Annotated in this window: 13 protein-coding genes; 5 read left to right on the top strand and 8 right to left on the bottom strand. The window is 48.9% G+C overall.

The window, feature by feature from the left end; all coding sequences use genetic code 11:
* Window positions 1-8: 8 nt before the first annotated feature.
* The 4 genes from gabD to csiR all read left to right on the top strand — a co-directional run bounded on the left by gabD (window position 9) and on the right by csiR (window position 5,202).
* A complete protein-coding gene (gabD, locus tag F0Q32_RS01130; protein WP_149461599.1) occupies window positions 9-1,457 on the top strand; it encodes an NADP-dependent succinate-semialdehyde dehydrogenase in 1,449 nt (482 codons plus the stop codon).
* 13 nt (window positions 1,458-1,470) lie between these two features.
* On the top strand, window positions 1,471-2,751 hold the full coding sequence (gene gabT, locus F0Q32_RS01125) for a 4-aminobutyrate--2-oxoglutarate transaminase (RefSeq protein ID WP_149461598.1): 1,281 nt from the start codon (window positions 1,471-1,473) through the stop codon (window positions 2,749-2,751).
* Between the two features lie 326 nt (window positions 2,752-3,077).
* Window positions 3,078-4,478, top strand: a complete 1,401-nt coding sequence (gabP, locus tag F0Q32_RS01120) for a GABA permease (protein ID WP_149461597.1) — start codon at window positions 3,078-3,080, stop codon at window positions 4,476-4,478.
* A 46-nt stretch (window positions 4,479-4,524) separates the two neighbouring features.
* Entirely contained in the window at window positions 4,525-5,202 is a 678-nt protein-coding gene (gene csiR / locus F0Q32_RS01115) for a DNA-binding transcriptional regulator CsiR (RefSeq protein ID WP_149461596.1), read from the top strand.
* On the opposite strand, the gene F0Q32_RS01110 is transcribed toward csiR, so the two are convergent.
* From F0Q32_RS01110 to F0Q32_RS01075, 8 genes are all read right to left on the bottom strand, one after another.
* Window positions 5,199-6,116, bottom strand: a complete 918-nt coding sequence (locus F0Q32_RS01110) for a LysR family transcriptional regulator (RefSeq protein ID WP_149461595.1) — start codon at window positions 6,114-6,116, stop codon at window positions 5,199-5,201. The two genes, csiR and F0Q32_RS01110, sit on opposite strands and share 4 nt — an antisense overlap.
* A gap of 35 nt (window positions 6,117-6,151) precedes the next feature.
* The gene (locus F0Q32_RS01105; RefSeq protein ID WP_149461594.1) at window positions 6,152-7,207 is read right to left on the bottom strand and encodes an AbrB family transcriptional regulator; all 1,056 of its coding nucleotides are present in this window, start codon (window positions 7,205-7,207) and stop codon (window positions 6,152-6,154) included.
* A gap of 36 nt (window positions 7,208-7,243) precedes the next feature.
* Window positions 7,244-8,476, bottom strand: a complete 1,233-nt coding sequence (locus F0Q32_RS01100; protein ID WP_149461593.1) for an acetyl-CoA carboxylase biotin carboxylase subunit family protein — start codon at window positions 8,474-8,476, stop codon at window positions 7,244-7,246.
* Window positions 8,473-9,114, bottom strand: coding sequence for a 2OG-Fe dioxygenase family protein (locus F0Q32_RS01095; protein ID WP_149461592.1), 642 nt, complete (start codon window positions 9,112-9,114; stop codon window positions 8,473-8,475). The genes F0Q32_RS01100 and F0Q32_RS01095 overlap by 4 nt, the downstream gene beginning before the upstream one ends.
* A 146-nt stretch (window positions 9,115-9,260) precedes the next feature.
* A complete protein-coding gene (locus F0Q32_RS01090) occupies window positions 9,261-9,464 on the bottom strand; it encodes a 4-oxalocrotonate tautomerase family protein (protein ID WP_149461591.1) in 204 nt (67 codons plus the stop codon).
* A gap of 14 nt (window positions 9,465-9,478) precedes the next feature.
* Complete coding sequence (locus F0Q32_RS01085) at window positions 9,479-10,819, bottom strand: hypothetical protein (protein WP_149461590.1); 1,341 nt, start codon at window positions 10,817-10,819, stop codon at window positions 9,479-9,481.
* On the bottom strand, window positions 10,809-12,671 hold the full coding sequence (locus F0Q32_RS01080; RefSeq protein WP_149461589.1) for an FAD/NAD(P)-binding protein: 1,863 nt from the start codon (window positions 12,669-12,671) through the stop codon (window positions 10,809-10,811). Before F0Q32_RS01080 ends, F0Q32_RS01085 begins: the two co-directional genes overlap by 11 nt.
* Window positions 12,668-13,858: an MFS transporter gene (locus F0Q32_RS01075; RefSeq protein ID WP_149461588.1), complete on the bottom strand. Its 1,191-nt coding sequence runs from the start codon at window positions 13,856-13,858 to the stop codon at window positions 12,668-12,670. Before F0Q32_RS01075 ends, F0Q32_RS01080 begins: the two co-directional genes overlap by 4 nt.
* A 108-nt stretch (window positions 13,859-13,966) precedes the next feature.
* Between F0Q32_RS01075 and F0Q32_RS01070 the strand changes: the two genes are divergently transcribed.
* A complete protein-coding gene (locus F0Q32_RS01070) occupies window positions 13,967-14,839 on the top strand; it encodes a LysR substrate-binding domain-containing protein (protein WP_149461587.1) in 873 nt (290 codons plus the stop codon).
* Window positions 14,840-14,928: the final 89 nt, after the last annotated feature.

The following is a 14,928-nucleotide window of genomic DNA, read 5'->3' as shown; positions in this document are numbered from 1 at the left end:
ATGTAGCGATGAAACTGAACGACAGTAACTTATTTCGCCAGCAGGCGTTAATTAACGGGGAGTGGCTGGACGCCAACAATGGCGAAGTCATCGAGGTCACTAATCCGGCAAACGGCGACAAGCTGGGTAGCGTACCCAAAATGGGCGCAGATGAAACCCGCGCCGCTATCGACGCCGCCAACCGCGCCCTGCCCGCCTGGCGTGCCCTTACCGCCAAAGAACGCGCCAACATTCTGCGCAACTGGTTCAATTTGATGATGGAACATCAGGACGATTTAGCGCGCCTGATGACCCTCGAACAGGGCAAACCGCTGGCGGAAGCGAAAGGCGAAATCAGCTACGCCGCCTCATTTATTGAGTGGTTTGCCGAAGAAGGCAAGCGTATTTATGGCGACACCATTCCCGGTCATCAGGCCGATAAACGCCTGATTGTTATCAAGCAGCCGATTGGCGTTACCGCCGCTATCACGCCGTGGAACTTCCCGGCGGCGATGATTACCCGCAAAGTCGGTCCGGCGCTGGCGGCAGGCTGCACGATGGTGCTGAAGCCCGCCAGTCAGACGCCGTTCTCTGCGCTGGCGCTGGCAGAGCTGGCGATTCGCGCGGGCATTCCGGCTGGCGTATTTAACGTGGTGACCGGTTCGGCGGGCGCGGTCGGTAACGAACTGACCAGCAACCCGCTGGTGCGCAAGCTGTCGTTTACCGGCTCGACCGAAATTGGCCGTCAGTTAATGGAACAGTGCGCGAAAGACATCAAGAAAGTGTCGCTGGAGCTGGGCGGTAACGCGCCATTTATCGTCTTTGACGATGCCGATCTCGATAAAGCCGTGGAAGGCGCGCTGGCCTCGAAATTCCGTAACGCCGGGCAAACCTGCGTCTGCGCCAACCGCCTGTATGTACAGGACGGCGTGTATGACCGCTTTGCCGAAAAATTGCAGCAGGCGGTGAGCAAACTGCACATCGGTGAAGGGCTGGAAAAAGGCGTCACCATTGGGCCACTGATCGATGAAAAAGCGGTAGCAAAAGTGGAAGAGCATATCGCCGATGCGCTGGAGAAAGGCGCACGCGTGGTTTGCGGAGGCAAAGCGCATGAACGAGGCGGCAACTTCTTCCAGCCGACCATTCTGGTGGATGTTCCGGCCAACGCCAAAGTGTCGAAAGAGGAGACGTTCGGCCCCCTCGCCCCGCTGTTCCGCTTTAAAGATGAAGCCGATGTGATTGCGCAAGCCAATGACACCGAGTTTGGCCTTGCCGCCTATTTTTACGCCCGTGATTTAAGCCGCGTCTTCCGCGTGGGCGAGGCGCTGGAATACGGCATCGTCGGTATCAATACCGGCATTATTTCCAATGAAGTGGCCCCGTTCGGCGGCATAAAAGCCTCGGGGCTGGGTCGTGAAGGTTCGAAGTATGGCATCGAAGATTATTTAGAAATCAAATACATGTGCATCGGTCTTTAACTGGAGAACGCGAATGAGCAGCAATAAAGAGTTAATGCAACGCCGCAGTCAGGCGATTCCCCGTGGCGTTGGGCAAATTCACCCGATTTTCGCTGATCGCGCAGAAAACTGCCGGGTGTGGGACGTTGAAGGCCGTGAGTATCTTGATTTCGCGGGCGGGATTGCGGTGCTCAATACCGGGCACCTGCATCCGAAAGTGGTTGCGGCGGTGGAAGCGCAGTTGAAAAAACTGTCGCACACCTGCTTCCAAGTGTTGGCTTACGAGCCGTATCTGGAGCTGTGCGAGATTATGAATCAGAAGGTGCCGGGCGATTTCGCAAAAAAAACGCTGCTGGTCACCACGGGCTCTGAAGCGGTGGAAAACGCGGTGAAAATCGCCCGCGCCGCCACCAAACGTAGCGGCACCATCGCCTTTAGCGGCGCGTATCACGGGCGCACGCACTACACGCTGGCGCTGACTGGTAAGGTGAACCCGTACTCTGCTGGCATGGGCCTGATGCCGGGCCATGTTTATCGCGCGCTTTATCCTTGCCCGCTGCACGGGATCAGTGAAGATGACGCTATCGCCAGTATTCATCGGATCTTCAAAAATGACGCTGCGCCGGAAGATATCGCCGCCATCGTGATTGAGCCGGTTCAGGGTGAAGGCGGTTTCTACGCCGCGACACCTGCATTTATGCAGCGTTTACGCGCGCTGTGTGACGAGCACGGGATCATGTTGATTGCCGATGAAGTGCAGAGCGGCGCGGGGCGTACCGGCACGCTGTTTGCGATGGAACAAATGGGCGTGGCACCTGATCTCACCACCTTTGCGAAATCGATCGCGGGCGGCTTCCCGCTGGCGGGCGTCACCGGGCGCGCCGAAGTGATGGACGCTGTCGCACCGGGCGGCTTAGGCGGCACTTATGCGGGTAACCCGATTGCCTGCGTCGCGGCGCTGGAAGTGTTGAAGGTGTTTGAACAGGAAAATCTGCTGCAAAAAGCCAACGATCTGGGGCAGAAACTGAAAGACGGATTGTTGGCGATCGCCGAAAAACACCCGGAGGTAGGCGACGTTCGCGGGCTGGGGGCGATGATTGCTATCGAGCTGTTTGAAGGTGGCGATCACAGTAAACCGGACGCCAAACTCACCGCCGATATCGTGGCGCGCGCCCGCGATAAAGGCCTGATTCTTCTCTCCTGCGGCCCGTATTACAACGTGCTGCGCATCCTTGTCCCGCTCACTATTGAAGATGCTCAGATCCGTCAGGGTCTGGAGATCATTAGCCAGTGTTTTGATGAGGCGAAGCAGTAGCACCGCACCCATGCCGGAGGCGACGCTTTGCGTCTTGTCCGGCCTACGGAAATGTAGGTCGGATAAGGCGTTTACGCCGCATCCGACATTCGGCGCACCATGCCGGAGGCGACGCTTCGCGTCTTGTCCGGCCTACGAGAATCCAGGTCGGATAAGGCGTTTACGCCGCATCCGACAATCAGTACGTGAACAGAAATAAATCTATGTCGGCCGGATAAGGCGGAGCCGCTCTCCGGTAAAAAGAACCAATAACAATTACACGCGTGACCCGACGCGGGAAATGTCGGGGCGCTCTCCCAAGTGACACACTTTCGAGAGGATTCAGGATGGGGCAATCATCGCAACCACATGAGTTAGGCGGCGGGCTGAAATCACGCCACGTCACCATGTTGTCTATTGCCGGTGTTATCGGCGCAAGTCTGTTTGTCGGTTCCAGCGTCGCCATCGCCGAAGCGGGCCCGGCGGTATTACTGGCCTATCTGTTCGCCGGATTACTGGTGGTTATGATTATGCGGATGCTGGCGGAAATGGCGGTTGCCACGCCCGACACGGGTTCGTTTTCCACCTATGCCGATAAAGCTATTGGCCGTTGGGCGGGTTATACCATCGGCTGGCTGTACTGGTGGTTTTGGGTACTGGTTATCCCGCTGGAAGCCAACATCGCCGCCATGATCCTGCACTCGTGGGTTCCAGGCATTCCCATCTGGTTATTTTCCCTCGTCATTACCCTCGCCTTAACTGGCAGTAATTTATTAAGCGTTAAAAACTACGGCGAATTTGAGTTCTGGCTGGCGCTGTGCAAAGTCATTGCCATTCTGGCGTTTATATTCCTTGGCGCAGTCGCAATTAGCGGTTTTTACCCTTATGCCGAAGTGAGCGGGATCTCAAGATTGTGGGATAGCGGCGGCTTTATGCCCAATGGCTTCGGTGCGGTATTAAGCGCGATGTTGATCACCATGTTCTCGTTTATGGGCGCAGAAATTGTCACCATTGCCGCCGCGGAATCCGACACGCCAGAAAAACACATTGTCCGCGCCACCAACTCGGTTATCTGGCGTATCTCTATATTCTATTTGTGTTCTATTTTTGTCGTCGTGGCATTAATTCCGTGGAATATGCCGGGGCTGAAAGCCGTTGGATCTTATCGCTCGGTTCTGGAATTGCTCAATATTCCCCATGCGAAATTAATCATGGACTGCGTGATATTACTTTCCGTAACCAGTTGCCTGAACTCGGCGCTGTATACCGCTTCCAGAATGCTCTACTCCTTAAGCCGTCGCGGTGATGCTCCCGCGGTAATGGGTAAAATCAACCGCAGTAAAACCCCGTATGTGGCGGTGTTACTCTCCACCGGCGCGGCGTTTTTAACGGTGGTGGTTAACTATTACGCACCGGCGAAAGTGTTTAAATTTCTGATCGACAGCTCCGGCGCTATCGCCCTGCTGGTTTATTTAGTCATCGCCGTTTCGCAATTACGAATGCGCAAAATCCTGCGAGCAGAAGGAAGCGAAATTCGCCTGCGAATGTGGCTTTACCCGTGGCTCACCTGGCTGGTCATTGGCTTTATTACCTTTGTGTTGGTAGTGATGCTATTCCGCCCGGCGCAACAGTTAGAAGTGATCTCCACCGGCTTATTAGCGATAGGGATTATCTGTACCGTGCCAATTATGGCTCGCTGGAAAAAGCTGGTATTGTGGCAAAAAACGCCACTACACAATACCCGATAGATTGTTATCCCGGCGCAAGCCGGGATTATTACACAGGAGCAAGGCCATGACCGCTATTCCTCAACCAACGGCCATTGATGGCTATCGCTGGCTGAAAAACGATATTATTCGCGGCGTTTATCAACCGGATGAAAAGCTGCGCATGAGCCTGCTCACCGCTCGCTACGGCCTTGGCGTAGGGCCACTGCGCGAGGCGCTTTCCCAACTGGTGGCAGAGCGGCTGGTGACGGTGGTTAATCAGAAAGGATACAACGTCGCTTCCATGTCGGAAAAGGAGCTGCTCGACATCTTCGATGCGCGCGCCAACATGGAAGCCATGCTGGTGCGCCTGGCCATCGAACGCGGCGATGACGCCTGGGAGGCCGAAATCCTTGCCCGCGCGCATATGCTCAGCAAGCTGGAAGCCAATGACGCCAGTGAAAATATGCTTGATGAGTGGGACCGCCGCCATCAGGCATTCCATACGGCGATTGTCGCGGGCTGTGGTTCGCATTATTTGTTGCAAATGCGTGAACGGTTATTTGACCTGGCCGCACGCTATCGCTTTATCTGGCTGCGCAGAACGGTGCTGTCCGTGGAAATGCTGGAAGATAAACATGACCAGCATCAGCAATTGACCGAGGTCATACTGGCGCGCGATGCGGCACGCGCCAGTGAGTTAATGCGTCAGCATTTGCTGACGCCGATCCCGGTGATTCAGCAGGCAATGGTCGGAGCGCGTTAAACGCGCTCAACATCTTTAAGATTTTCAGTATATCTGAGTGCATCAATGAGTAATGCAAATGCAGGTAGATGCTGTTTTCTGCTGGGATAATAGAGATAATATCCGGAAAAAGCGGGGCTCCATTCGGATAAGACAGTGACCAACCGTCCGTCGGCTATTTCCTGGCGGATGCTATCCTCAGGAATAAATGCCAGCCCAAATCCCGACTCAGCAGCGTCGATTCGTTCAGCAATGGTATTAAACGTTAATTGTCCGTCTACCTTCACTTTTAACTGCTTACCCGCCTTTTCAAACTCCCAGTGATACACCCCGCCCGCCGTAGGCAGGCGCATATTGATGCAGCGATGATGCTGGAGATCGTGCGGCGTTTGCGGTTCGCCATGCCGCGCAAAATAGTCCGGCGAACCGGCAACCACCAGGCGAACGTCGGGACCAATGCGCACGGCGATCATGTCTTTATCGACACTTTCGCCCAGGCGCACACCGGCGTCAAAGCGCCCTTCCACAATGTTGACGAAACCGTTATCCACCACCAGCTCAACGCTAATGTCAGGATACTGGCGTAAAAACGGTTTCAGTTTTGGCCACACCAGACATTTGGCAGAATGTTCACCCGCGGAGATACGGATATTTCCCGCCGTAGCCCCACTGAGTTGTACGAGCTGTTCAAGCTCTTCATCCAGTTCGGAAAGCCGTGGCTCAAGGCAGGCGATGATTCGCTCCCCCATCTGTGTCGGCGCCACGCTACGGGTGGTTCGTGTTAACAGACGAATGTTAAGCCGGGCCTCCAGCGCTTTTATGGCATGGCTGAGTGCAGACTGCGTAACGCCAAGTTTACCCGCCGCCCTGGTAAAGCTACGTTCTCGCGCAACGGCGAGAAAAAACTGAAGCTCATTGAAGTTTTCTTTAAGCATGAGCGTATTCCCTCAACTCGGTCATGAGCAAAACCCTAAAGTGGCTTCGTCGGTTTACGCATTTTAGCGCTATTACCCTGAATAACTTCTTTTTTTCGATAAATAACAATCGCCGGAATCGTCTGGATGAGCAACATTCGAATGATGTGATTGGCCATCACAAAACTGGCATTCGCGTTAAGTGCCAGTGCCGCAAAGGACATCGACTCCACACTTCCGGGAACCCAGGAGAGCATTAATAAATAGAAGGGGTAATCCAGCATATGCGCCGCAGTCAATGCCATCACCACCGTCACGCCCAGCCCAATAGCAATCAGCTGTATTGAGGACCAGAGGTGACGCAAAAAGGCCATCAACGTAAATGCAATAAAATGATGCCCCAACAATATGCCCATTAAGGCCATACTGAACTGATTTATAATATCAGGGAACATTACCGTCTGAGGTGACAAAGGGTGCAGGATCGCCGCACATAATAACGACGTAATCATAAAGGGCGCTGGAAAATGAAAGCGCTCAAGACACCTGCCTAACGCGTAGCCCGCGAAGACAATGCCCAATAACCAGAGTACATTCGTTGTGGCAAACAATACAGGCGGCATGACCATACTGGTGTGTGCGCCGTCAGTAATGTATCCGGCAAACAACGTCAAAGTGATGAGCCGCAGTGAGTGCGAAATGATAATTTTTTGCGGCGGTGTTTTAATATGAGAAGCCAACGCTAAAACCGCTGCCATTGCCCCCGGAACGGCACCCAATAGGGCCTCTTGTTTATTCCAGCGTAATCGGTGAATACACCATAAGTAGCACGCAGTAAATTGCAGGGATAAGCACAGCAATAACAACAGCAGTAAAAATGCGATGTTTTCCTGGGCCCCAAAGGAAAAATCGCGAAATAAAAGACCAATCGAGGTGCCAAGAGAGAGTTGAATCACCGTCATGCTGCCGGGAAGCACTGGCACAGAAAGGCCGGTACGTTTTAACACCAGAACGGTAATAAGGGAACCAAACATCATACCTAACGGAACATGACACCAGGTAAAACCCACCCCGACCAGGAGACAAAGAACAAAGCCTACCAGCAATTTCATACACCTTTTCTCCTGGTTACCGGGAATGTCGAATATTCAGTGGACGGTTTCGTTAACCCAAAGGGTATTTTCAGTAACCCACTGGGTCAATGCATCAAGACGTTCTTTGATTTCTCGGCTGGATTCCGCTTTAACAATAGCACTCACGATCTCGCCATTTGTTAACTTCATCATGTCATATTGCCGGCCGACGATACCTGTTGCCTGATATTTAACCACAAAAGGTAACGGACATTTTTCCGCAATCGAAAGAAGCGTGCCCTGCGCAGGCGGCACATTTAATTGACCAACCCGCAGAACGGGTTGCCTTTGCGACATATCCTGCGGATAGATTTCGCATAAACACGCTTTAAGCCACGTCATACGAGGATCAAGACCAAAAGCGGCACCTAATTCCTCATTGACAAAGCAGCCGCCTAAACGGCAGGCAAGCTCACCAAAAATGATGTTGTTATCTTTATCGACAAAAACCTCAAGATGAAGCAACGCATTTTCTTCCGTTGGAAAAACCTCTTCAGCAAGATATTTGGTGTAGGCAATCAGTTCACGGTGCAACGGCGTATCATCTTCCATCACCAGACCCAACGTTTTCCCGGACAGAAAATCCAGGCAGGAGACCGTTGCACGAGAGGCGGAAACAAATATCGGCTTCCCTTTTAAATACAGCGCGTTAATTTGATAGGCTTCGCCTTCAACAAATTTTTCAATAAGCAGATTGTGATACTCTGGCGGCTTAACCTGTGCCAGATATTTATAGAGCTGCCCTTCATTTTTGAGAACCACCACACCCTGCGACCCACGCCCATCATTAGGTTTGATCACACAGGGATAACCTTGTTCAGTGATGAATCGCGCAATTGCAGTTGCACTGTCGACGCGCGCCATGGCAGGAACCGGTAAGTGATGAGACTGAACAAGCGATTTCATCATAAACTTATCACGGAATAACATGGCTTTCTTTTCACGGTCGTGGGTTAAACCCAGACGATCGCTGATTCTCGCGGCCCTTAGCACATCAATTTCGGCGAGGAAAAAGATACCCGTTGCTTTATTCGCCTGAGCGTAGTGGTAAATATCCATTTCCACGAAGGGATTGTCATTAAAGTTTTCATAAAAGAGGAAAGAAAAACCTTCTCCCATATGATTAAGAATATTATCAGTCTGGCTTGCACAGGTTGCAATCAGAACCGGAGTCACTGTCTGTAATGATTGCCACTCTTCCCGTGAGTGCTGAAAAATAATCTTTGGTGGGCACAGTAAAATATTCATTGTTTTTCCCCTTCAATATCAAACGTAATCACAAAAACATCCCGATAACCCTTCCCGGGTAACAAAGGCACCACTGCCGCGGTATAATGCTGATAATTCACATCATTGAATATTACTGCATCACCCGCATGCAGTTTAAATGTTGATGCATCATTGCCCCCATCATGATTAGGGATCAGTGTGGTGTCTCCACCTGTTATATTCTCAATTTCACTGCAGTAAATTGCAATATACTTAAAACCATCTTTATGAATACCTTCTGGCGCTGGGTATCCTGGCTTTCGATCATCTGTAGTGATTCTAATTTGATGAATACCAATGTTGTAATTTGTGTCAGGAAGTAGTGGCAATAGTTTACGAAAAACCAGATTCATCACTTCTTCAGCCACATCTTTTTTTATTTCAGGATATTTTCTGGCAATACCACCGGCATAATGATTCAGCTTTTCTGTTTGGAAAAACTCTCCCGCCGCGCACAGATCGAAATACTTTTCACGCCCGGCTTTGGCCTGCATATAACTTCTGAATCGAAAGATGCCATCTTCAGCTTTCAGCCACGGATCGGGTAATAACTCAGCAAAGCTATTTTTTACTTTCGCAGACGATTTCCCCAGACGAATATGATGATAAGCGTGCATAGCTAACGTCCTTAAAAACAATAGGTTGAGCAGTCTATTAATAAGGTATGAAATGCATACCCGACAATAAGTGATATTGCAGGTTCTTTTATACTGTTGATCTGTAAGCAAAAGTAAGGAGACACGCTCCTTACTTTTTTAACGCTTTACTTGCTGTTTTTACGCAACTCCGTCACTGGCACACCACCAATTCCCCAGTTGTCAGTCTCTACCTCATCAATGACCACAATGGTTGTGCTGGGGTTTTTATTCAGAACATCAACCAACAGTTGTGTGACCCCCTCCATTAATTGTTTCTTTTGCTGAACGGTAGCACCTTCATTAGTAATTTTGATGTTTACGTAGGGCATGTTAACTCCTGTTATTAGATGATTTTTGACATTGCACCAAGATAAACAAGTGCAAAGAGATTAAACGATAAAACATAACCGTAGTGCATTTTAAAGCTGGTTTGACTGGGTGAAACATTCAGGCTGTTTGCCGCGAAAATTGCATTTATCGACACGGGAGAAATAAGTTGAGTTGCAATAAATAAACAAATCCATATCTGATAATCAACCATACTGCCTGTCAAATAGTCTGAAAATATCGACCATGCGACGCTAAAGATAATCAGGGGATGGATACCTAATAAACCAAAAAGCGGTACGATAAACAAAATAATCGCGTAGAACTGCAATGTTGTCAGACCGTGAACATAAGCCGTGATGGTGTCAGGCACATGCGCAAAAAGCAGCCAGCAAACTGAGGTCAACACACTACAGCTTAAAAGCAACAAGACTTCACCGGATATATTCTGTGCCGATTCAGTTAATTGCTCAGCCCAGGGTTTATCCTTTTTAACCAGGTGATCGATGATAAAGAGTACGACGGCTGTGAAGGCAATGCTTTGCAGTGAATTGAGATTCAGTACCGTTAGTGAAAAAATGAATACTCCCCAGAACAGACCTACACACAGCATGATATACCGCATCGCTTCACGGTTGGGTCTCACCGTCTCCTTCTCAGCAATAACCGTCACTTTAGCGCGTTGGTTTAGCAAGATACTGAATAAAAAGAGAGGGATACCCACCAGCATTGCCTTAACATGCGGAACGTCAGGCATTGCCGCCCAAACAGCGGCAGCGCCGATGGTCGTTGGCATCAGTACCATCGTAATGCATACGGTTCGGGTAATAATTTTTGCCAGATTAAATCTTGGCCCAATAACTGACTTAAGGCCATCAAGCAGTAATGATATCGCCCCCAGACTCATCGGCCATGTTGAGAAAGCCGTTAGTAACGTCACCCAGGAGGTCATGTTCGATGTTTTTTTACGCGAAAAGTAAGCCCCCATGACAGCCGTGAAATTCAGAGAAGCCATCACTTGTCGCAATAAGGCAATACCAACAAGCAGTAAAATAACATCAAAATATCGCGAAAAAACAGCAGGAAGCGCAATGCCTTTCAGATTGTTAGTGGCAAGAATAAAAATCATCGAACCAAGAAAAATAATAACACCACTTCTGGCGGATGATTTTTTTGACCAAAACGCAAATGTAGATGCGAAATAGAGCACAGCGGTAACCACCGCAATAGCCGACATCCACTCAAATTTTTCCGTCAGCGCACACGCGAACAGAAACACCATTAACGACGTTATCGCTAATGTGGATTGCAATGATTGCCACGCCGTGCCACGGGCCTGAATTTGCTCAGTCTGCATTTATCGCCACCTCAGGCTGAACATGGCGCAACGTCATTTGATGATACATATCAGCGACACAACGGCCAGCATCGACCAGGAATCGTGAATTTACCAGCGGACGCGGCAGGACGTAGGTGTAAAAATTCGCGCCTTCCGCAGGGTTGCCCAGCACCCAAAAAGTCGTCTGCGCTTCTCCCATGCGATTAATGGGATGCTGGCATTGATCGATATCCAGCCCACCCGGATGGTATCCCTCATTCATAAATGGACGAACAATACCATTGGCTGTCATATTTCTGATTAACGGTGAAGCGTCATGTAATGGCGAAAAACTGGCAATTTTCGCCTTGATTAAAACATCAGCCTGAATCTCAGTACTCTCTTCTTTGAACGTTGAATGAACTTCAAATTTTCCTTCGCAGTCGTTCAATACTAATCTTGAGTCTTTGCCACCAGCCAGACACACTACATTCGCTTCCATTAATGCTAATAATTGTTCATTTCTTAACTTTGGCGGGCCAACGGCAATACGGTTAAAAATCGGATTAAAATGCTCAAGGAAGTATTGATGTGAACGTGAGTCAAGTCCTGAATTATCAATCGCTTCTCGCAAAATATCCCTGACATCACGAATAATATCTGTCGCCGCTTTGATCGGGCCATGGACGTTGCCTTGCTCAGACTCCTGTAGATCCTTACGCAGGAAATACATAAACCATTGCGTATAATCTTTTAAACTCAGATGCTCCTGCGATTGATGTGGGTAAAGCACACTGTCAATTACCGCAATGTCTTCAGCACTTGGTTCATAAGAAACTGCATCTAACCACTGCCCGTTTAGGGTAGAACGGTAGGCATAACACATTTCTTTATGCAGTAAGGGGAATATTTGTTCAATAAAATCAATTTTCGAAGAGCCCTTCTCAAACACATTTTTCACCCGTAACTCTCTGACAGCCATTGCCGTTAAGAAGCGTGGTGAATACTGGCCGGAGACGCCTTTTTGATTCGCACCGCGACTGCTAAATGGTAGAGCCTGACGTGAGTAGATAAAGATACCCGGTTCCTCACACGAAGGGTGATAGCGAAGCTCACCTTCTTCCCGGCTAAATCTTCCCCCTCTGCCAATAGTTAACTGCGAAATGACATCATAGGCAGTAAGGCCAATGCCCTGGATAATCACATTCGATTGCGCTGTAATTTTATTTAAATTAATTATTGGATAAGGCGTCGCGTAGTAGTCCAGGCGCTCATTCTTTTTATAATTATTGGCAATAAATCGTTCAACCAGATGGTCATCAAACGTTTTAACATTGTCACTGTGACCTGTGGTCAAATAGACATAATCGACCACCCTACGCTGGCTGTCATCTAAAACAATGATCGACTTTGCGTCATCCTGGATCAGAATATTGCTGACCTGCTGATCTACCTGAGTGACCGAGATATTATCAGGCAAGGTGTTGATAATTTCGTGATAAAACCAGTTTAAGTACTCACCTAATAATCGACGAGGCAAATAATCATTGGCTTCAATTGGTTTTCCCACGACATCTTTTAAATACCGGCCATCAACATTTTTATATCCTTGTTCATTAGCCCATTGATAAAAACAAGGCCCTGAACGGAAAGGTCCGGCATTTTTTACCGTTGCATCACCAAATAATGTTATCTGACAGGCAACCGTGTTAACCAATAAATGGTCGGGCTGCGATAGGCTATGCGCACCTACCCCCATTGCATTTTTATCAAAAATTACAATGTCAATATTTTCATTCTGTTTGCGTTGAGCGTGCTGAGCACAAATCCTTTCCAGAATACTCAGCCCCCGAGGCCCCATTCCTATAATAGCAACGGTTGTTTTTTTCATTCTTTGCTCCAACTTTGAGAGTATTTAATTTTGCTGTGTTGAACATAGCTAATCCCTGCTGCGATAAATAGTGCACAAGCGCCAGACAATATTGAAATAGTCATGCCGTTTTTATTGTTTTGAAACGCACTCACGATTAATGGCCCGGCAATTTGTCCAATGCCATAGGTCAGCGTCACCAGCCCAAGAAGATTAATTTTCTGAGGCGCAGATATCTTTTTCGCAAGAGGCATAACGAGAGAACTGGTCCCCATAAACGTTGCGCCGAAGCCAATGCAGCTCAAGGTCAATAAAAAAGGACTATGGATAAACGATGCCATCACAACACAGCTCGCCTGCACAATTAAGTTAATAGTCAGGCAGGACAATATGCTCCACTTACGTGCGGCCCATAACCACCCATAGCATCCGGGGATAACGGCAAGCCCAACAATAGACCAGATATGATTGGCCAGAAATTCATTGCCGACTCCGCGGGCCATTAAAGGAAGATAAGTGGCTACAATGATATAACCGAAACCTGCCAACCCATACAGCAATGCTAAATTCCACCACTGGATGTTCGGCTCGGATGACGACGCTGTTTTCTGAGGAGGCAGCACATGTTTGTTGGCAGGCAGCAAGATAATCAACGCGAGGAAGAGTACGGCGGAAATGATTGACGCGCCAATCCATAGCAACTTCGAATTTAATGCGTATGCGATACCCGCGATAACATATTCATTGCCTATAAAAATGCCCACCCCAACGCCTGCAAACAAAGACGCAATAACAAAGGGATTATGGGTATGCTGTAGCACAAGCATCGATCCGAATATCATCATGCCCGCGCTGGCGACACCGGCGATAAATCGAATAGCAATCACTATATCTGGATGCGTGATCACAGCCATCGCAAAAATAAGTAACCCGGTGACCAATGCTGCAGAAATTAACATCACCTTGATATTCCTCAGGCCACCAAAAATACCAAAAGAGAACAAAAGGCTGCCAACGAGGTATCCAGCATAATTGGCGCTGGCTATCAACGATAATTGAGAAAAACTAAAAATACCTTCATGCAACATCACCGGTAGCATGGGAGTATACAAAAACCGACCAATTCCCATCCCCAGCGATAAAACGATCATGCCGAAGACAGCCGTGCTGAACTGGCGATGGCCCATAACATTGTGATCAAGATCCATTTTTCAGGCTCAATATGTCTATCAGATTTGATTGTTATGTTACATAAAGAAATGATAATAAAAAGTTAATAAAAATGACGAAAACATTCACTTTGAGTAACAGATACGATGAACAGTACCTCATTAAATTTGTTTAAAACTGTCGCAGAAACCGGTTCAATCACCGCAGCAGCCCGCCACCTGCACTGTGTTTCTTCTAACGTCACCACCCGACTCAAGCAACTGGAATCCAGCCTGGATGTTTCATTATTTATTCGCGAGAAGAACCGTCTTCACATCACCCCTGAAGGTGAGCTACTCCTGCGTTACGCCAATAAAATCCTTGCTCTTCTGGACGAAGCCGAATTGTCCATGCAGGGGACCAAAGTGGCTGGCCCCCTTCGCATTGGTGCAATGGAAACCACCGCCGCCGTCCGGCTTCCTGCCTTGCTGGCAAACTTTCATCGCGAAATGCCTTCCGTCGAGCTGAACTTAAAAACGTCACCGACAGATGTGCTGGTTCAGCAAATCCTGAATAGTGAACTTGAAATTGCTTTCGTCGCTGATCACCAGGCCTTGCACACAGACAATTCAAGGCTACAAACGCAGGTGCTGTGTCAGGAAACCCTGGTTTTGGTGACGGCCGCAGAACATGGTGATGTCGTAACAGGTGCCGATCTTGAGGTGACAAGGCCGCTGGTGTTTGTGAAAGGATGTAATTATCGTTCCCGGCTTGGGCAATGGTTGCGGCTGCAGAACGTCGATTATGCCGATCCACTGGAGTTTGGTTCTTTTCAGGCAATTCTTGGTTGTGTAAGCGCCGGAATGGGCATTGCACTTTTACCTGAGAGCGTCGTAAAGCAGTATGAAGCAAGTTTCCCTATTCGCTGTCACTCTATTTCTCCGCACATTGGCAACGTCAATACCATGATGATATGGCTGAAAAACCGTGAGGTTAGCCGGGTATTAAATTGTTTCGTTTCCTTTGTGTCAGCCCATTAAGGTATTTCGCAACTTTATTGTGCCCTGAGGGCTTTTAGTTTGGTAAATCGTCTGTACGGTTCTATAGTCGATACAGTCTTTCAGTTACA

The sequence above is a fragment of the Pseudocitrobacter sp. 73 genome (assembly GCF_008369545.1).
In the GTDB taxonomy this organism is placed as follows: Bacteria; Pseudomonadota; Gammaproteobacteria; order Enterobacterales; family Enterobacteriaceae; genus Pseudocitrobacter; species Pseudocitrobacter vendiensis.
This window is presented reverse-complemented; position numbering and strand designations above follow the sequence as displayed.